This is a genomic window from Salinispora oceanensis (assembly GCF_000383575.1).
Classification (GTDB): domain Bacteria; phylum Actinomycetota; class Actinomycetes; order Mycobacteriales; family Micromonosporaceae; genus Micromonospora; species Micromonospora oceanensis.
The window spans coordinates 4254730-4272598 of the sequence record NZ_KB911579.1; the positions used below are offsets into that span (position 1 = coordinate 4254730).

Annotated in this window: 15 protein-coding genes and 1 pseudogene; 5 read left to right on the forward strand and 11 right to left on the reverse strand. The window is 68.4% G+C overall.

Going from position 1 to position 17869, the window contains the following annotated elements:
- Positions 1–441: 441 nt before the first annotated feature.
- Together SALPAC4_RS26890 and SALPAC4_RS0119695 are read right to left on the reverse strand one after the other, a co-directional pair.
- A pseudogene (locus tag SALPAC4_RS26890) lies at positions 442–1250 on the reverse strand (site-specific integrase); the annotation flags it as partial.
- Positions 1234–1881: a flavin reductase family protein gene (locus tag SALPAC4_RS0119695; protein WP_019871790.1), complete on the reverse strand. Its 648-nt coding sequence runs from the start codon at positions 1879–1881 to the stop codon at positions 1234–1236. The gene SALPAC4_RS0119695 and the pseudogene SALPAC4_RS26890, both read right to left, overlap by 17 nt.
- A gap of 66 nt (positions 1882–1947) precedes the next feature.
- Between SALPAC4_RS0119695 and SALPAC4_RS0119700 the strand changes: the two genes are divergently transcribed.
- The 5 genes from SALPAC4_RS0119700 to SALPAC4_RS0119725 all read left to right on the forward strand — a co-directional run bounded on the left by SALPAC4_RS0119700 (position 1948) and on the right by SALPAC4_RS0119725 (position 6121).
- Entirely contained in the window at positions 1948–2670 is a 723-nt protein-coding gene (locus SALPAC4_RS0119700) for an ArsR/SmtB family transcription factor (RefSeq protein ID WP_019871791.1), read from the forward strand.
- A gap of 449 nt (positions 2671–3119) precedes the next feature.
- Positions 3120–3707, forward strand: coding sequence for a hypothetical protein (locus SALPAC4_RS0119705; RefSeq protein ID WP_019871792.1), 588 nt, complete (start codon positions 3120–3122; stop codon positions 3705–3707).
- A gap of 244 nt (positions 3708–3951) precedes the next feature.
- Positions 3952–4224 carry a hypothetical protein gene (locus SALPAC4_RS0119710; protein WP_018741373.1) on the forward strand — a complete coding sequence of 91 codons (273 nt, stop codon included), beginning with the start codon at positions 3952–3954 and terminating at the stop codon, positions 4222–4224.
- On the forward strand, positions 4221–4529 hold the full coding sequence (locus tag SALPAC4_RS0119715) for a hypothetical protein (protein WP_018735004.1): 309 nt from the start codon (positions 4221–4223) through the stop codon (positions 4527–4529). The genes SALPAC4_RS0119710 and SALPAC4_RS0119715 overlap by 4 nt, the downstream gene beginning before the upstream one ends.
- 770 nt (positions 4530–5299) lie before the next feature.
- Positions 5300–6121 (forward strand): S1 family peptidase, encoded by an 822-nt coding sequence (locus tag SALPAC4_RS0119725; protein WP_027644891.1) that lies wholly within the window; start codon positions 5300–5302, stop codon positions 6119–6121.
- A 21-nt stretch (positions 6122–6142) separates the two neighbouring features.
- Here SALPAC4_RS0119725 and SALPAC4_RS0119730 read toward each other — a convergent pair whose 3' ends face one another.
- Genes SALPAC4_RS0119730 through SALPAC4_RS0119770 form a run of 9 tightly spaced genes read right to left on the reverse strand, consistent with a single transcriptional unit; the run spans position 6143 to position 17243 of the window.
- Positions 6143–7111, reverse strand: a complete 969-nt coding sequence (locus SALPAC4_RS0119730; RefSeq protein ID WP_019871795.1) for an AfsA-related hotdog domain-containing protein — start codon at positions 7109–7111, stop codon at positions 6143–6145.
- Entirely contained in the window at positions 7111–7995 is an 885-nt protein-coding gene (locus tag SALPAC4_RS0119735; RefSeq protein WP_019871796.1) for an LLM class F420-dependent oxidoreductase, read from the reverse strand. Before SALPAC4_RS0119735 ends, SALPAC4_RS0119730 begins: the two co-directional genes overlap by 1 nt.
- Positions 7995–8933 (reverse strand): UbiA prenyltransferase family protein, encoded by a 939-nt coding sequence (locus SALPAC4_RS0119740; protein WP_027644892.1) that lies wholly within the window; start codon positions 8931–8933, stop codon positions 7995–7997. Before SALPAC4_RS0119740 ends, SALPAC4_RS0119735 begins: the two co-directional genes overlap by 1 nt.
- Positions 8900–9880, reverse strand: coding sequence for a nucleoside-diphosphate kinase (locus SALPAC4_RS0119745; RefSeq protein ID WP_019871798.1), 981 nt, complete (start codon positions 9878–9880; stop codon positions 8900–8902). Before SALPAC4_RS0119745 ends, SALPAC4_RS0119740 begins: the two co-directional genes overlap by 34 nt.
- Complete coding sequence (locus tag SALPAC4_RS0119750; RefSeq protein ID WP_019871799.1) at positions 9877–10977, reverse strand: SDR family oxidoreductase; 1101 nt, start codon at positions 10975–10977, stop codon at positions 9877–9879. The genes SALPAC4_RS0119745 and SALPAC4_RS0119750 overlap by 4 nt, the downstream gene beginning before the upstream one ends.
- Entirely contained in the window at positions 10974–11234 is a 261-nt protein-coding gene (locus SALPAC4_RS0119755) for an acyl carrier protein (RefSeq protein ID WP_019871800.1), read from the reverse strand. The genes SALPAC4_RS0119750 and SALPAC4_RS0119755 overlap by 4 nt, the downstream gene beginning before the upstream one ends.
- Entirely contained in the window at positions 11234–12907 is a 1674-nt protein-coding gene (locus SALPAC4_RS0119760) for a hypothetical protein (protein ID WP_019871801.1), read from the reverse strand. Before SALPAC4_RS0119760 ends, SALPAC4_RS0119755 begins: the two co-directional genes overlap by 1 nt.
- A complete protein-coding gene (locus SALPAC4_RS0119765; RefSeq protein ID WP_019871802.1) occupies positions 12904–14589 on the reverse strand; it encodes an AMP-binding protein in 1686 nt (561 codons plus the stop codon). Before SALPAC4_RS0119765 ends, SALPAC4_RS0119760 begins: the two co-directional genes overlap by 4 nt.
- Positions 14586–17243, reverse strand: coding sequence for a phosphoenolpyruvate synthase (locus tag SALPAC4_RS0119770; RefSeq protein WP_027644893.1), 2658 nt, complete (start codon positions 17241–17243; stop codon positions 14586–14588). The genes SALPAC4_RS0119765 and SALPAC4_RS0119770 overlap by 4 nt, the downstream gene beginning before the upstream one ends.
- Positions 17244–17869: the final 626 nt, after the last annotated feature.

Genomic DNA, 17869 nt, shown 5'->3' on the forward strand with positions numbered 1-17869 from the left:
TGCCGATGCTCCGTTCGCCGTCGCGTGCCCGGGCACACGCTGCTCGTCGCCGTCCCCGACCGGTGGCGAAACATGGCCGACACCCGCCGCCGGTCAGCCCATTGCGGGAGAATGCCGCAGTGCCGCGACCGCCGCCCTCGCGGCCACGTGCAGTAACGGCCCGGTGCGCGCCTCGATGTCCGCGACCCTGGCGTCCCACAACTGCTCCGGCCGGTCATTCTGGCTGGCGGAGCCAGCCGATACAATCCGTTTTTCGCCCGTAGGTCCCGCATCATGGCGCGGGTCCGCAGCAGCAGCTGTTCCACCACCCGTTCGCAGGACACCACCGAGCGCGTCGTGACGTAGAAAGCGTCGTACAGCGCGACGTTGGAGTCGGTCGCCCGGCCGAGCGCCGGTCCGTCATTCGCGCGCAGCAGCGAGTCGTCGCTGGGTACGGGTTTCGTTGTCGCGGCAGTGCTCGCAGTGCGCCTCGCCATGTGGAGGGCAAGGCTTGTTCCAGCCGTCCCACTCGATGTGCTCCCAGGCGAGTCCGAGGACTTCGCCCTTGCGGAGTCCGAGCACGAGGACCAGGACGTAGGCGGCGTAGAGGTAGTCGTTCCCGTCGCGGGATGATTCGAGGAACGCGCGGGTCTGCTCACTGTTCCACGACTTGCCTTGCAGTTGCGGATCGGGGGCAGCTTCACCAGGGCTGCCACGTTCTTGGCGAGCAGCTCCTCAACGACAGCCTGAGCGAGCGCCGAACGAAGAACAGCACGGATTCCCTTGACTGTCCGGGCCGAGGGAAGGTCCTGACAACACCGACCCACCGCGCAGCACTTCTGTTTCTTTGGTGGCCGCCGTTCATCTTTTCCCTGGGTGCAGCACTGGCAGCTCTTCGCGACCTTGTTCAGCCAGGTTTGCACGTCCCGCACGGACAACCGGGCATCGAGGCGCTTGGTGCCGAGGCCAGGGACGATGTAGAGGCGGGACAACGTTTCGTAGGTGGCGTAGGTCAGCGGGGCGAGGTTCGGTTCCACGATCTCGGCTAGCCAGTACGTCATGTAGCTCGCCAACGTGGGGACGTTCGTGGCGATCGGTCCGGCCTTGGCCTGCTGGTGTAGCTGGACCCACTTGTCGTGTACCTCATCGCGGGTCTTGCCGTAGGCGTACTTGCGGGTGCGTTTGCCGTCCGGCTTGGTGACCCAGACTTAGGCGGCGAATCCGTTGCGGTACGGGAAGATCGAGCCTTCACCGTCAGGAAGAACTCGGATTGGCCGCGGGCGTCTCGGAGCGAAAGCTGTGGCCGAGTTGGGCGCCGAGGCCGAAGTAGTGGCGGAAGTTGTAGATCAGTGGATTCCAGGCGCTGGGGTCGACGTGGTCGGTGCCGGCCACGACGATACCGGCGTCGGCGTGCACGGCGAGGACTTGGGCTTCGACGATGAGGAAGGCACCGCCGGTGGCGGTGTGGATCCGGCTGGTTCGGGCCTCCACCTGTAGCGGGCAGTCGGCGACCCGAGGCGGGTTTACGTGCAGTGAGTCCTGCGGGCGCAGGCCGGCGGCGGTGAACTTCGCAGGTTCGAAGCGAAACCGGTCGCGTTTGCTGGCCGGTACCGGCTGCCGGCCGGTCAGTGACGCGATACGTTCGACCGCCTGCCACTGGTGGGCGGCGGGTAGGTTGATGACCATCTCGGGACGTGCGGTGAGGTTGTGGCCGCTCTGCCCGTCGGGGCCGAGGCCGAGTACGACGGTGTGGCCCAGTGCCCATGCCGACGAAAGCGGTGCCAGGTTGGCACTGCCATCGTCGTTCTCGGTACTGAGCAGCACCACCGGGGTACCGAAATACAGGATCTTCGGGCTGATTGTCACGTGTGTGGCGGCAGCCGGGTCACTGAGGGTTGGCATAGGTGTCGAGGCTAGGCCCGAAACGTTTCGGTGGTCGCCGAAACGTCGTCGTGCCATGCTCGGGCGATGGACTCCCGCGAGGCCGCCTCGGCGGTCGCAGGCTGGGCGTCGTTGCTCGCCGATGACACCCGGGCAACGGTGTGCCTGGCTCTGCTCGATGGACGGGCCTGGACACTGGGCGAGTTGGCCCGCCACGCCGGGGTGGCGGCGTCGACGCTGAGCCAGCACGCTGATCAGCTGGTCGCCGCGGGGCTGTTGGTACAGCACCGTCAGGGCCGACACCGTTATCTGCGGATCGACGGTCAGGCCGCGCCGCTGATCGAGGCCGTGGCCGCCGCGGCCGGACACCGCCCGGCTCCCACACGGTCGATGGCGGGCGCACGTCGCAGACATGCTCTGGCGCACGCGCGGACCTGCTACGACCACCTGGCTGGCACCGTCGCGGTAGCCATAGCCGACGCGATGACCGAGCGTGGCCTGTTGACCTGGCGACACGGGTTGTCGCTGACTACTGATGGGGTGGCCTGGCTGGGTGATCTCGGCATTGCCGTATCCGCGGCCGATTCGCGCCGCCGACCGGCACTACGCGCCTGCCTGGACTTCACTGCCCGCCGCCCCCACCTAGCCGGAGCGGTCGGCGCCGCACTGTGCCACCACGCGTTCACCTCCGGCTGGATCACCCGTATCGGTACCAGCCGTGCGGTCACCATCACCGTCGCGGGCCGTCAGGCCTTGGTGCGACACCTGGGCATGGAGGAACAATCGCTGCGCCAGCCCCGGGCTGACTAGTCCGAGCAGCGAGTCGGTGAACTCCTGCACCCTGCCTACGTTCACGACGTCACCCGGAACCCTGCCTGGCCCGTCCCTCCGCGAGACGTATGGCCGCAAGGTGTGTATGGGCGTTTATGTGAAAGTTGGCCCGCCGCCATTGTCTGGTTGATGCCCGTTTGGGGTGTGGTCGGGGTCACGGTGGTGGCGGAATCTCGGCGGCCGTCGGGGCGTTACACCCTGCGTACGACCGAGGAGGCGCCCCGCACCGTGGGCGGGTGCCGCCCGTGCGTGAGCCCTGGAATGATGGCGGCCCGCCGGTCGTTACACATGAACCCGGCACCGCAGAGCCCCCAGGGCCGCGGTCGCCTGAGGATCTTCTTCTTGTTCTGTTGAGCGCCGGACGGTGCTCGCACCCACCCCGAACCCCCTTCGGGCGTGGGCGTCGACCCCCGAATGGAGCAACCCCCATGATGAACACGATTCTGCGTCGTAGTGTGCTTGGTTTCGCTGGTCTGGCCCTGTCCACCGGTGTCGTCGCCGGCCCCCTGGCCACCCTCACCGACACCACCACCCCCGCCGCCGCTGCGGCTGCGGTGCAGGCGGACAAGCCCGACACTGGCACGCTGATCCCGCACGGCACCCAGGGCACGCAGTCGCGCATCGATCTGGGTGATGAGCAGACCGGCAACGTGAAGGCCATCATCGAGGCCACCAAGAAGGCCGGCATGGACGAGCGGGCCGCCGTGGTGGCGATCGCCACCAGCCTGCAGGAGTCGAAGCTGGAGAACCTGGGACACCTGGGTGAGCGCAACGACCACGACTCGCAGGGCCTGTTCCAGCAGCGCCCGTCCTCTGGTTGGGGCAGCGTGGAGCAGATCACCGACCCCGAGTACTCCACCACCGCCTTCCTCAACGGTTTGAAGCAGGTTGAGGGTTGGCAGGAACTCCCGTTGACCGAAGCCGCGCAGAAGGTCCAGGTGTCGGCATTCCCGTTCCACTACGCCCAGTGGGAGACCCAGGCCGCCGACCTCGTCGCCGAGCACTGGACCAGCTGACCCACCGCAGCACCCCGATTGACCCAACCCACACAAGGGGAAAGAAACTGTTGGCCGGCACCCGACACGGGTGCCGGCCAACAGTGCTATCCACAACATGTGGATAGCACATGTGTACGAACCTGGTCCTTGTGGGGCATGCGAGTTGAGTCCGCCGCTGACGTGCCCTGCCGAGCTGCTCCTGTCTTCGAAACAGGGGGTGCAATCCGATGCATGTGTCAAACGATCGTTTTACGATCGTGGTGTGGGTTATGACTGGCTTCCCGAGGCCCTGGCCGCGCTGGTTGGGGTTGAGCCGCACGAGGCCGCGCAGGTGCTGGCAGCGCGGCGACGTCTACCGCTGGCCGCCGTCAGCGGCGGCGTGCGGTTCATCGCGATCATGGGACGCACCCAGGCTGGACGGCCTCTGGTGGTGGCGGTCCGTAAGGTCGGCGAGTTCAACCAGCAGATCATTGGCGCTCGGGAGATGACCCCGGCGGAGCTGAAGCGGTTCGAGGCGTGGGAGGTAGTGCGGTGAGTGATGACATGAAGCGGGCGGCGGAGGCGTTCGCCCGGGGCGAGGTCGACTACGACGACTCGGCCCAGGTCGAGCTGCCGCCAGCAGCGGAGACCGAACCGATGGTGATGCGCGGAGTCCGTCTACCAGTCGCGTTGGACCAGCGGGTCCGCTCGGCTGCCGACGCCGCCGGCATGAAGCCCTCCACTCTCATCCGCGAGTGGATCGAGCTCGGACTCACCGAGCTGGAACACGACCGGCCGGTATCACTGTCCGCGCTTCGCCGCGCGATCGCTCACGTCACCCAGGTCGACCGGGCCGCCTGAACCGGCCCACAACCGGCTCTTACGCCACCGGCTGTGCCGTCCTGTCCACCGGCTGTGCCGTCCTCTCCACCGGCTGGAGCATCCTCGACCTCAGCCAGACAGGCGCACGTACCTGGCGGATCGGCTCGGTCGCGCCCGATGCCTGCATCAGCTCCAGGGCGCTGGTCCAGTCGGTGTGCTCGCCCGTACTGCCGGCGGTGACAACGCCTTCGGACATGCTGCCCCGCGGCCATCACCCACCCGGCCGCTGTGCGGCGCTGCCGGCAGCCCTCCGCGCTGGACGGGTGCGCCGAAGTGGTCCTCTACGACGCGCTGATCGAAACGGCTGCGTGCGGGCCCGCGGGCATGTCGTCACCCTCGTCGCTGGTGTAGCAGCTGCACCGGATGGTTGCTTCGACGCACCGACTCCCCTGCGAAGCCAGCTAACTGCCGTAGTGCGGCGAAGTTCGTCAACTGTCCGCGTGTCAGACCTACAACCAGAGGCGCCACCACATCGTCGGTCATCTCCCAGGGCCATGGCCTGTTCTGTGTAAAGCCGTTGTGGTCGGAGTGACCACTGAGGTTGACCGACGCTCCTGAGCCGGTGGCGGATCGACCGAGCCGGCCAGGCCGCCAGTTTGGTCTGGCGGGCGAGGCCGTGAGGCGACGGTGGCACGTGCCGCACCGTGGCATGCCGTACGGCGATTTCGTTGTATCGAAGCTCGCGTATGTCAGCTACTATCGATATTTATCAATGGATGGCGATACCGCCGCAACCTCAGGAGTGTGAGATGGTCAGAAGACAACTGTTGCGCGCGTTCGGCGCCGTGCTAGCGGCGGTGCTGGCAGCGGCCGGGGTGCAGATCGCCACCGGTGCGCCGGCCGCCGCGGCCCAGACGGCCTACTACGACGCGAGCCGGGCAGGCGAGTTCCGTACGAACTTCAACCAAGGGGCCCAGGCTGATGCCGATGTCACGCCGTTCGTCGTTGGCGGCCGGCCGGCGACCGAGAACTACCCGTGGCTGGTCTACACCTCGGGCTGTACCGGCACGTTGATCAAGTCGAACTGGGTCGTCACGGCGCGGCACTGCCCGACACCGTCCTCGGTCCGGGTGGGTAGCGTCAACCGCACCAGCGGTGGCACGGTCGTCGGGGTCCGCCGCGCCATCAACAATCCCACGATCGACGTCAAGCTGTTGCAACTGTCCAGTTCGGTGTCGTACGCCCCGGCCCCGATCCCGGCGACGTCCGGGGCGGTCGGTACCGCTACCCGGATCATCGGCTGGGGTCTGACCTGTCCGTTCCGGGGCTGCGGTCCGACGCCGACGGTCGCGCACGAGCTGGACACGTCGATCCGGTCGGACGGCGCGTGTTTCGGCATCAACGGCCCGTACGAGATCTGCACCGACAACACCGACGGTGACTCGGGCGCCTGCTATGGCGACTCGGGTGGCCCGCAGGTTCGTCGGATCGGCGGGGTGTGGCACGTGGTCGGTGCCACCAGTCGGTCGGGCAACAACCACCCGATCTGTGCCACCGGTCCGTCGATCTACGGTGACTTGCCGTCGATCCGTTCCTGGATCGATAGCCGGGTCGGCGGCCTTCCCGCCTGAGCCTCTCGTCGAGCACCCCGGTCAACACCTGGCGTTGACCGGGGTGCTCGACGCGCGGGCGGTAGCAACGTTGATCGCAGCACGCACGGCGCCGCCCTGCACCACCGCGACCGACCGCTCACCGTCAGTCGTGCCCGGCCGGGCCACGAGGTGCACTGGAGCATCCAGTTCGACAAACGTGTCGAACGTGCCGGCAAGCCCGGTCATCACCGCCGCGGGTGGCTCGGGACTGAGCGTGGTGCCGAGCTGACGGGCCGCCTCAACGAGTAGGGTCCCCGGGACGTGGTCCAGCCGGTGGTCGAACAAGCCCAAGTGATCGAAGGGCAGCAGCACCCGTGCGGTGGTCTCATTCGCATCAGTACGAACCTCGGCCAGCAGCACGTCGGCGGGGACCAGGCGGCCCACGGTCGAGGGGGGCGCCGCTCCGTCCAGGCGCGGGCAGAGTTGGTCGGACCAAGGTGGCGGCGACCCGCCACGAGCCCGGCGGCGCAGCAGCGTGTAGGCGGCCGGGGATACGACCGACGAGGTGATGACTGTTGATCCGATCGGCACACCACCCAGTGACAGCTCGCACCGGGACGTGAACGCGCGGAGCCGGCTGCCGACTCGGACCGTCGCTACGGTGGCGTGGATCGTCAGCTTGGTCGAGCCGCTGTCGGCCCGTTGCACATAGGCGTCGGCCGGCACGGACAGCTCGCAGGAGTCCATCAGGAATTGGGTGTCGTCGGCCAGGCCGAGGCCGTTGTGGCCGATGTAGATGACGAGCTGCCGGCACGCCTCCAGTAGCAGCATCGGATCGAGACGGCGATTCGCCTCCGCGACGTGTGCCGCGTAGTACGCGTGTCGCTCGGGCAGCAACGCCGTCGCCACATATCCGCCCGTGCCGTCCGGATGGACGTCGGCGAGGAAGGCGGTGTCAGCATGCCGACGATGGACAACCGCCGGTTCGACGGTCGCGTGAGGTTGGGTCAGTAGCCGGGTGTCGGTCATCAATTGGGCCCTTCCATGTTCTCGTTGAGGAGTCCCGTCTGGGCGATCGCGGTGAGCGCGTTGAGGTGTTCGCTGAGCGATGTGAACCCGGCGCCGAGCGTGCTCACGGCCAGGTGTGCGGCGCGGGCTTCACGCCACCGCCGCGCCGCTGCGGCGACACCGACCGCGCCGCCGTCGATGTAGCGGACCCGGCCGTGCAGGCCGATCGCCTCGGGGGGTCGACCGGCTGCCTCCGCCGCCTTCGTCACGATCATCCGGGCTGCGGTGAGCTCCGGCCCGGGCTGGAGACGGGGCATCCAGCCGTCGCCGGTACGGCCCGCCCGGCGGTAGGCAGCTGGGCTGGTGCCGCCAATCCAGATGGGAATCGGTCGTTTCGGCCGTGGGTTGATCCCGGCCGCGACGATTCGTTCCCCGGAGTGTTCGAAGCTGACCGACCGGTGTGTCCACAGGGCCCGCAACAGGTCGATCTGCTGGTCAAGCCGCTCACCCCGAGATCGCATGGGCCGGCCCAGAGCCTCGTACTCCACCGTGTTCCAGCCGAGGCCGACCCCCAGCCGCAGCCGGCCGTCGGAGAGCAGGTCGATCTCGGCCGCCTGCTTGGCGACCAGCGCGGTTTGTCGTTGCGGCAGGACCAGAACACTGGTCACCAGGTCGAGGTCGCACACCGCCGCGAGGTAGCCGAAGAGCACCAGCGGCTCGTGGAACGGATCATCCGCGTCATACACACCCTGCCAGTTCGGATGCCCGGCTGGGTCGGCACCGAGCACGTGGTCATACGCGAGAAGGTGTCGGAATCCCAGCTCCTGCGCTGCGCTCGCATACTCGCGTAGAGCTCGTGGCCCGCCGTGCAGCTCGCCTTGGGGCAGGACCACGCCGATCTCCATCATCCGAGCCACCCACTGGTGACGAGCGCCGCGTCGAGGACGATCAGATAGAGCATGGCGAGCGACGTGGGCCACTTCTGCTCCCGACCGCTGAGGTAGGCGAAGGCGCCCGCGACCGGGAAGACGAGAGCCACGTAGGGCAGGTGCGCCGCGACCGACATGCGCCACGGCTCGGTGACCGCGGCCAGCAGGGCGCACGCGAGCAGGGCCCAGCCGAGCGTGAGCACACCGCTGCCGGTGACCCCGAGTACGGTGGCCGAGTAGGTCCGGGCCGCCGGGTCGGGATCGCGTACTGTCTTGCGAGCGAATTCGAAGTGCAGGAACGCGGCGGCGAACACAACGATCAGCAGGGCTGGGCGGATCCCCGGCGATACCACCTCCGCGCCGGTCACGGACGTGTACAGGTAGGCGCCGATCAACAACTGCACCGGGTACGCCACGACGATGTAGAGCAGCGCCCGGTCACGCAGTCTCGGCGAGTGCAGCGTGAGCCGAGTGACCAGCGCGGTGTAGCCCACGAGGAGCGCCACGACCATCGCCGACCAGGGGGCGAGCGGAACGTTGACGACGATCGCCAGGGCGGCCGTCACCCAACCGGCGCGGCGCAGCTCGGGCACGCTGACCAGACCGGTGATCAGCGGACGGTCCGGGTTGTGGATCCGGTCGTATGGCTCGTCCATGCGCTCGTCGGCGAGCCGTAGGTGAAGCAGGACCACGATGATCGTCATGGCCCGGGCCAGCGACCCGACCGACGGCCGCCAGACGCCACCCGCTGCCATGACCGCGGCGGCCTCGTATGCGCATGCCCACAGCACCCCGTAGGTGACGTGCACTCCCGGCGCGAAGACCGCGCCCAGGAACGCGCGGTAGCGCAGCAGCGCCGGGGCCTGCCCGACGGCGCTGCTCATGACGCTGCCACGGTGGCCAGGGACCGCCACCGGCCGGGATCGGCCCCGCCCAGTAGCTGTCCGTACCGTGGGCGGGAAAGCGCTACCGCGTGGCTGCCCACCACGATGAAATCCCAACCGGTCAGCGGCAGGTCCGCCGACCAGATCACGTTGACCAGCGGTGCCCAGCTCGCCGGTTCGCTGGTCGTCAAGGTCAGCGTGTGACCCAGGGCCCGGCGTACCTCGTCCGGCAGGGCCGTCGTGGCGAGTAGGTCCCGCACAGTCCTGGTCAGGCGGCGGGTCGAGGCAATGAAGTCCAGGTCATGTGGGGGATGCGCGGCGTACAGCGCTTGGGCGATCGTGGTCGTCTGATCCTGCTGGTCGGTGTTCGCCAGTGCCTGGCCGATCAGTGCGCGGCGCTCCCGGTGGTCCAGCAGGATGCCAAGCTCCCGGACGAGGTCGGCCGGCTCGTCCGAGGCGTGCACCAGGTTGAGGAGGAAGCCGAAGTCGCCGAGCCGGGCACGCAGCTGGCCCGGACGGCGCCGCGCCGGATCGGCCGGTCCCTTGTTGACGCTGAGCGCGACCGTGGCCGGCACATCGACGGGTTCGGTGCGGCGGGCCAGGATCACCAACGAGTCGGACTGCTCACACAGCGCGTCAGCAAGGAGGCAGCGCTGGGGTGTCGCTCGGTTCAGCTGGTAGTGCCAGAGCGCCCGAACCGACTCCCGGCGCATCCGCAGTCGCCGCACTGCCACGATCCGGAAGTTCGCTTCGCGCAGCCATTCGATGACACGTTCGATCGAACGCGACGCCACCGCGTCCGGCTTCAGCAACAGCATGGCGTGCTCGTACGCGAACCGAACCGGGTCGGATGCCAGCGTGGACAGCTGCTCGTACGCCTCCAGGAAGTAGCTGTCGGTGCCGTGATAGCGCTGCTTGTCCGGATCCTGGGTCAGGCCTTCGGGGAACGGCGGTCCGTAGGCCGCGATGCTGCTCACCGCTGGTTAGCCCGGCTCAGGGCCTCCGCCACGCTCGGCAGGGGCGAGCCCAGGTAGCCCGCCCTGACCGCGTAGTCGATGATCCGCCGCAGGTGGTTCGGCCCGCTGGGTAGGCGCTCGTGCCTCCGGAACCCGGCCGCCGCGGTGTCGTCGAAGTGCTGCTGGCGACGGAAGTAGCTCTCGTACAGCGACATGACCCGGTGCCAGTAGGCGCGCTCGAGGTCCGACAGCATGGCAGGGTCGAAGTTGGCCGGGGCGATGTAGCGGGGAACGTGGAACGATGGGTACTCGGCGAGCACATCGGAGATGTGGCGCATCCGTACCGACGATCCCACCGCGTGCAGCGTGCGGTCGGTAGCCCGGTCGACGTCGTCGGCCACGGCGGTGATCAACGCCGCCACCTGGTCGACCGGCACCAGGTCGACGCAGGCGTCGAAGTAGCCCGGGACCGAGCCGATCCGACCCTCGGACAGGAGCTTCAGCACGACGTACAGGTTCTTGAAGTCACGGACCACGCCGGTGCGGGCGGCACCGACGACGACACTGGGCCGGATCACCACGGTCGGCAGGCTCTCCGCGGCGGCCCTTCGCACCAGTTGCTCGGCGGCGAGTTTGCTCTCCTCGTACGGGTTGCCGAACCGCTGCCCGACGTCGAGTTGGGACTCCAGGATCATGCCGTCCCGCTCGCCGCACACGTAGGCGGTGCTGACGTGCACCAGCGGGGTGGAGCGCTCGCGGGCCAGCTCCAGCACGTGGGCCGTACCGGTCGTGTTGATCGCCTGGTAGACCTCCCGGGGGTGACCGAAGTCGGTGATCGCGGCAGAGTGCACGATCAGGTCGAGCCCGTTCGCCAGGTCCGTCCAGGTGTCGTCGTCGAGGCCCAGCCGCGGAGCGGTGACGTCACCGGTGACCAGCCGTACGGTGCCCGCCCTGCCGTCCGTTGACGACGCGACGACTCGGCCGCTGTTGGCGGTCAGCACTCGGGTGTGGTGCACCAGGCCGGACACTCGGTGCCCGGCTTTCAACAGGCGGGCGCAGACTTCGGCGCCGACCAGGCCGGCCGCCCCGGTGACCAGGATCCGCTTCGGCTTGCTCATGCCCCTCCTCCGGTCTCCAGTTGCCGCCGAACCAGGTTCAGGACGTCGCCGGCGGTCGTCAGGTCCGCCGACTCGTTCAGGTCGAGCGCGGGCAGCCGGAACTGCCGTTCCAGGGCCATCGCCAGCTCGATCAGCCGGATCGAGTCGAACATCAGGTCGTCGCGCAGGTGGGTCTCCGCCCCGACGCGGGGGAGTGGGTGCGGTGCCATTGCGGCGATGATCGCGTAACCGGTCGATTCGTTGAACGCGTTGTCCATCACGTCTCCTGTGCTGTGGCGCCGGCCCGTGCGTGCGGCTGCACACCGCCGCTGGAGAGCAGGTCCTGCGCCTCGTCGAGGGGGAGTTGCTGGTCCAGATATGCGCCGAGGCGCAGCAGGTCGTAGCCGATGTCGAGGGTGCGCTGCCAGCCGTCGGCGGAGTCGAACGACGACGGGAACGCCGCACCGCCCGAGGCCTTCCGGATATCGGTCACGTACTCGTGCAGGAGGGCGAGCAGAAGCCGGGCGTCCTCCTCGGTGGTGGCCACGGTCGCGTACAGCCGTTCGGCGAGGACCCGGATGCGCGAGTGCCCGTCGGGCAGCAGATCCAGTCGGTGCAGGAGCTCGGGATCCGGCGGCAACGGATTCACCCCGTGCGCGCTGAGCAGGGCACGCAGCCCGCCGTTGACCGCGCGCACCGTGGTCAGTGCGGCGACCCTCCACTGTTTGCGGTCGAGTGCGCCCCGCAGGTCCTCCAGAGCGTTCTCGATCATGAAGTTGCCCCACATCAGCGCCATCGCGGCGGCGGCGAAGCGCGGCGCCGGCAGCGGTAGCAACGCGATCGCACGGGAATGCGGTGGCTCGGCGCCGGCGATACCCAGGATCGGGCTGCTGGTCGTCGGGGCGGGGGTGATGGGACCGAGCGGTGCGGCCATCGGAATCCGTGGTGCGATCGGAGCACCCTGCCAGGTGATCCGGATCAGGCCGTAACGGAGGTAGGCGGCGATCAGCTCACCCGGGTCGGCGACGCCCGTCCGCTCGGCGTCGGCCATCAGCGCCGCGAGTGGTCGTCCCCAGACGATGCGTCGCCACACCCGCGTGGCGGCCGCACCGAGCACGAAGACGTCACGTCGGCCACGTACCAGATGCACCTGGTCGTCGATCTGCCAGGTGGTCACTGCCGGCACCCGGGCAACGACCAGCCGTTGCGGCTCTTCGGCGCAGCCCGGCACGCCGAGGTCCGCGACCAGGCGTATGCAGTCGCGCGTGTGCTCGATCTCCCCGCCGGCGCCGGGCTCCGCGTTGATGGTCCGCCAGTAGCGTTCCACCAGCTGATCCCCGACGAGCCGGTCGAGCTGCAGCGAGAGCCACTTCGGCTCGATGTACGTCTCACCGTGACGTGCCAGGTAGCTCTTGGCGGCCTGCTGAAGTCCCGCCCGTGCCCACACCGCGGCCGACTCCACCTGGTCCAGGGCGAGCAGCGCGATCGAGTGTCGGATGGACTGCCGTGCGTGTTCCGCCCACCAGGTGGCCATGACGACGGCGAAGTCGTCGTGCGCGAGGTGGGCACGGATCTTCTTGACCAGGTCCGGGCGGTACACGACATGCGCCCGGAGCAGCCGCTGGCACCGGTTGAGCAGGTGTTCATCCAGTGTGGCGACCCGGCGCGCGGTGCGTCCGACGTACCTGTTGACCTCCTGGAGGTGGTCCACGAGCTGGCCGATGGACCGGGTGCGGATCTCCACCCGACGTCCCGCGATGAAGAAGATCGTGGGCATCGTCGGCAGGTCGGCCTCCTGATCGGCGATCAGCAGGAAATCGATGTCGGAGCGAGAGTTGCCGAAACCCTCGGCGATGGAGCCTTCCAGGACCAGCGCGACACTCCTGGGGTGACCGATACGCTCCAGCGTCTCGGCCGCGAGTGAGTTGATTTCGGCCTCGTCGAGGATCATGCCGGGACCTCCGGCTCGACGAGCGACGCTTTCAGGGTTCCCTCCTGTAGGCGCTGCCACATTCCACGACGGCGGGGCTTACCGCTGGTGGTGCGCTGGATCAGGCCACGGGTACCGACCGCGAACCGGATTCGCGGCTCGGCGCCCAGTCGGGAGCGCAGGGTGCGGTAGGCGCTCTCCTCCCAGCCGCGACGCCCGCCCTCGACGAGCAGCAGAACGCCGGCACGCTCGGCTTCCGGAGCGCTGATCACCACGCAGCGACTCGGGGACAGGCCGGTCGCCGCAACGACCGCCGCCTCGAGGTCCTCGACGTAGACGGTGCGCCCCCGGACCTTGAGGCTGTCGCCCATCCGGCCAAGTACGAACAGTTGGCCGGCGTGGAGGAAGCCGGCGTCGCCGGTGCGCAGGCCGTCCGGGGTGAAGCAGGTGCCGCCGGAGCCGGCGTCGTTGGTGTAGCCCGCGGTGACCGTCTCCCCGCTGACCCTGATCTCGCCGAGATGGCCCGGCGGCAATTCGACGCCATCCTGGTCGACGATGCTGATCCGGGTGCCGAGGCGCGGTCCGCCGCAGCCGGTGAGCCAACCGTTGCGGGTCGGCACCGGCTCCGCACCGAGGTGGAACTGCCGGGTCAGCTCGACCCGCTGGCCGAAACGCAGCGTGTCCGGCCTCACCTGCACCACCAGCGGCGGGACACCGTGGTCCGTGCCGGTCACCCCGAGCGTCGTTTCCGCCATCCCGTACGCAGGGGTGAGCGTGCCGCGGTGGAAGCCCGCGGCGGCGGTAGCCTCCACGAACCTGTCGAGCACCGCGGGGTTGATGGTCTGCGCGCCGACGAATGCGGTTCGCCAGCCGGAGAGGTCCCAGCTGGCGATGCGTTCGGCGGAGATCCGCTCCACCGCGTACTCGTATGCGAACGGCGGCGCGGCCGTGATCGTGGCCCGGGTCATGCACTCCAACCATCTGCCCGGGTCGCGTAAGAACTGCGCGGGCTGCATCAGCCACAGGTCGGCCTGATTACAGACGGCGGCGAGTAGGGTGCCGACGAGGCCCATGTCGTGATAGAGCGGCAGCCAGGAGGCCACCGAGTCGTCCTCGCTCCAGTCGCTCCATGCCCGGGTGCAGGAGACGTTGATGGCGAGGTTCTGCCAGGTGACCGGCACGCCGCGCGGGACGCCGGTGGAGCCGGAGGTGAACTGGAGGATCGCCAGGTCGTCGGGGCCCGCTTTGGGAACCTCGACCGGTTCCTCGGCCTCCCGGTGCAGGAAAGCGCGGCCGGGCAGGTCCGCCGCGGCCAGCGCCTGCTCGGCGATGTCCTGATAGCGCTCGGTGGTAATCATCAGTACCGGTTGCGCCTGACGCAGAATGCTTGAGACGAGCTCGACGTACTCGGTGCTACTGGTGAGGCTGGGTGGGGTGATCATGCAGGGGGTGAGGCCCGCGGCCCAGGCCCCGAAGTACGCGCAGAGCGTCGGGTAGCTCGTCGGCATGAGCAGGCAGACCACCTCCCCGGGCTGGGCGCCGGCAGCGGTCATCGCCGCCGCGCTGCGTCGTGCCGCGAGAGACAGGTCCGCGTACGAGTGGTAGTCCCAATCGCCCCCGTCGCCGAGGAACCGGATGCCCCGGTCGGTCCGGGGATCGACCAGCCAGTTGCGCACATCGCTGAAATCCAGGGTGGTGGTCACGCGGACGTCCCATCCGTGTCGTCGAGGATCGTGATCGTGCCGGTCCCGCCGTCCATCCGGACGGTCATGCCGGTCTCCAGTTCCTGGGTGGCGCCCTTGGCCTTGACGATCGTCGGCACGCCCAACTCGCGCGCCACGATCGCGACGTGGGTCAGCGGGCTTCCCCGCTCGATGATCAGTCCGGTCGCTGACGGTAGTGCGGCGACCCAGCCCGGGTCGGTGCTGTAGGCCACGATGATGCCGCCGTTGACGTCCTGAGGTCGCGTCGTGACGACGACCCGCCCGGTCGTGACGCCCGGGGACGATGGTGTCCCGCGCAGTTCACCGACGCCGGTGCGGGTGGCCCGGCCGACGCTCCAACCGGCGGCCTCGAGATTGCCCTCCCAGTAGGGCGCGCCGTAGGTCCGGAAGCGCGGCGGCGCGGACATCGTTGCCTGTCGTTCCTGCGTGCGCCGACGCGCCGCCACGATGTCGCGTAGCTCGTCGTGAGCGATCTTGCCCTCGTATGCCCCGGCAAGCTCGTCGAGGCGCAGCAGGAACACATCCTCGAACCGCTCGATCGCCCCGACCTGCTGCAGGTGCCGGCCGAGTGCGCGAAGCATCCGCTTGGCCGAGCCGAACGCCTTCGTCCGGCAGAACCGCAGCCGCTCGCGCGCCGCGAGTGACCGTGACACCTTGCGGCGGGTCAGTTCGTAGAGCCAGCGTCGTGGCCCCCGCAGGTGCTGGTCGAGATATTCCTGCGCGCTGTCGCCGCTCGCTGTCTCCGGCGGAGCCTGTAGCGCGTCGCGCAGCATCAGATACAGACTCGACGGATCCTCGTGTAGATCCGGCACCTCCAGCTTGAGCTCGTCGGGGCTGCGGTAGCCGTGCGCCTGCACGTAGGCGTCGACGGCCGCGAGCAGGGTGGTGTGCCCGGCAGCCGCGAGCGCGTCGGGTATCGCCGCCGGATCGGTCTCCGTCACCAGGCGGCGCAGCTCGTCGTCGGCCTTGACGGTGGCCGCCAGCGCGGCCAACTCACGGGCCGGCTCGGCGGACTCCACGTCGGCGCCGGGCCGAGCGGCGGCCCACGTCAGCCACTCGGGGGCGTGCGGCAGCCACCGCCGACCGAGCATCGTGAGGATGCCCATCGACAGCAGAATCGTGGAGTCGAGCATCTGCATCGGACCCCACCGCCTGTTCAGGCTGCGGATCAGGTCCTGGAACGCCCGGTGCACCTCGTCGGCGGGCATCGCGGCGTAGTCGCGCTTGTCGAAGATCGCGTACTGCTCGTAGAAGTACGCGACGAACCGCTCGACGTCTCGGTCCATGCGCAGGTACTTCCAGAAGAAGACCGTGCAGGTGACCACTCGTGCGCGTCGGCGTTGCCAGGCCGAGTCGAACTCGTACGGGTACAGCCCGTCGGCGATCTCGTCCGGCAGCGCCTCGTCCACGCCCATGGCGACCTCGAGCAACTTGCGGTTGACATCGTAGAAGGGCGCGATCCGCTGTAGGCGGTACCAGTTGACGAGGTTGTAGTAGACGCGGCCGTGGAAGCTGCCGAGTAACGCGGGTAACCACTCCTGCATCTGCGCGAGCTGCTTCTCGGGCACGCGTAGGGATCGCGCGTAGCTCTCGTACACCGCGCCATAGACCTTCGAGGCGAACGTGAAGGTCAGCGGGGACGTGATTCCCCGGAAACTCTCCACGATGTTCGAATTGTCCCAGATCCGTAGCTCACCCCCGGGCCTGTTCGTGGTCGGCACGGTGGTGATCGGTCGGCTCTGCAGGATCCACAGCTGGCCGTCCGCGACCGCCCACTCGATGTCCTGCGGTGCGCCGAAGGCGTCGCTGATGGCGCGTCCGGCCTCCCACAACGTGCCAAGGTCGACCCGGTCGAGCGACAGCTCCGCACGGTCGGCGTCCGGAACCTCGATGGCTTCGACGCCACCGCCGGGCGCGGACTCGTAGCGCTCAGACTTGTCGCCGAGCTCGGTCTCCAGAACCACACCGGTGGCCGTCTCGAGAGTCACGGTGTCCGCATCCACCGCGCCGGAGACGATGCCCTCGCCGAGACCGTAGACAGCACTGACCACGTACCGGTCGCCGCCGCCGGTCGCCGGATCGGCGGTGAACAGCACGCCGCTAACGTCCGCGTGCACCATCTGTTGGATGAGTACGCCCATGCCGGTGGTGTGCAGTGACAGGCCGTTGCGCAGCCGGTAGGTCAGCGAGCGTGCGGAGAAGGCCGACGCCCAGCAGTCCTTCACCCGGTCCAGGACCTCGTCGGCCTCGCTGACGTTGAGGAAGGTGTCGAACTGGCCGGCGAAGGAGTACGTGTCGCCGTCCTCCTCCAGGCCCGACGAGCGCACCGCGACACTGCCGCCGCCGGCGGCCTGGTAGGCCGCCTGGATCGGGCCGGTGAGGTGGTCCGGGATCACGGTCGCCCGCATCCGTCGGGTGATCTCGGCTGCGACGCGCTCCGGTTCGTCGCCACCCTGGGTCAGCAATACGTCGATGCCCTCGACATGTCCCAGGAAGGCGGTGAAGATATCGCTGGAAACCACGCTCCAGCGCGGAACATGAACGTCAAGGCTCCTCATCGCCGCCAGTTTGGAGGCCTTCGCCCCCATGGCTCGCCATTCCGCAACGTCTGTTTCACTGGCGACAGTTGACACCCTTCCTCCTCGGATAGCGTGTTTGATCGGCATGCGATGTCCCCGTGGGTGCTGCATCTACGGCAGCCTTTGCGACACCCTCCCGTACGAAGGCAGCAGTCAAGCGGCTCGCGGTCGAGAGGCGAGCACATGAATTCGTGGCACGGATTCGCTTCCTGTCCCGCGGGAACTCGGTCCGCGGGCCGGTCAGTGTGCTGGATCGGCTGGATCAGTGCGCGTCGCCGGTGGTTATTCGGCTGATTCAACTCGGAATCTTGAGCTTGGCAACAGGCGTTGCCGGACCTATCTGTTGATCGTCTCTGGCTTTATCTGGCTACGCATGGGGATGCACCGGGCTTCCGCGGGTTCCTGATTCACGTGGTGGAAAGCCGGACCTGGACGGAGGGGCGGGTGTGCACGTTGATTTCAAGGATTGTTCGTCACTCTTGCCGGACTCGACAGGAAGGCGGGGTGTGGGCGACGCGGCGGGCCCTCCCGGTGTCGCCCTCGGCGGCACGTGCCTGGCAGGAGCAAGGTTTGGTGCCAGCTGTGGCTGCCTGCTGTGCCCCGCAGGCGTACCACTGTGGCGTGTGTCATCGAGGCGGCGAGATTTCCGCACAGGTCAGCTCACATATTGCTTCCTTTGG

Bases quoted from the DNA above. Each gene is read 5' to 3' on its own strand.
- SALPAC4_RS0119760 (WP_019871801.1), bottom strand. From the start codon at position 12,907: ATGATCCTCGACGAGGCCGAAATCAACTCACTCGCGGCCGAGACGCTG.
- SALPAC4_RS0119705 (WP_019871792.1), top strand. From the start codon at position 3,120: ATGATGAACACGATTCTGCGTCGTAGTGTGCTTGGTTTCGCTGGTCTG.
- SALPAC4_RS0119730 (WP_019871795.1), bottom strand. From the start codon at position 7,111: ATGACCGACACCCGGCTACTGACCCAACCTCACGCGACCGTCGAACCG.
- SALPAC4_RS0119695 (WP_019871790.1), bottom strand. From the start codon at position 1,881: ATGCCAACCCTCAGTGACCCGGCTGCCGCCACACACGTGACAATCAGC.
- SALPAC4_RS0119725 (WP_027644891.1), top strand. From the start codon at position 5,300: ATGGTCAGAAGACAACTGTTGCGCGCGTTCGGCGCCGTGCTAGCGGCG.
- SALPAC4_RS0119700 (WP_019871791.1), top strand. From the start codon at position 1,948: ATGGACTCCCGCGAGGCCGCCTCGGCGGTCGCAGGCTGGGCGTCGTTG.
- SALPAC4_RS0119735 (WP_019871796.1), bottom strand. From the start codon at position 7,995: ATGGAGATCGGCGTGGTCCTGCCCCAAGGCGAGCTGCACGGCGGGCCA.
- SALPAC4_RS0119755 (WP_019871800.1), bottom strand. From the start codon at position 11,234: ATGGACAACGCGTTCAACGAATCGACCGGTTACGCGATCATCGCCGCA.
- SALPAC4_RS0119750 (WP_019871799.1), bottom strand. From the start codon at position 10,977: ATGAGCAAGCCGAAGCGGATCCTGGTCACCGGGGCGGCCGGCCTGGTC.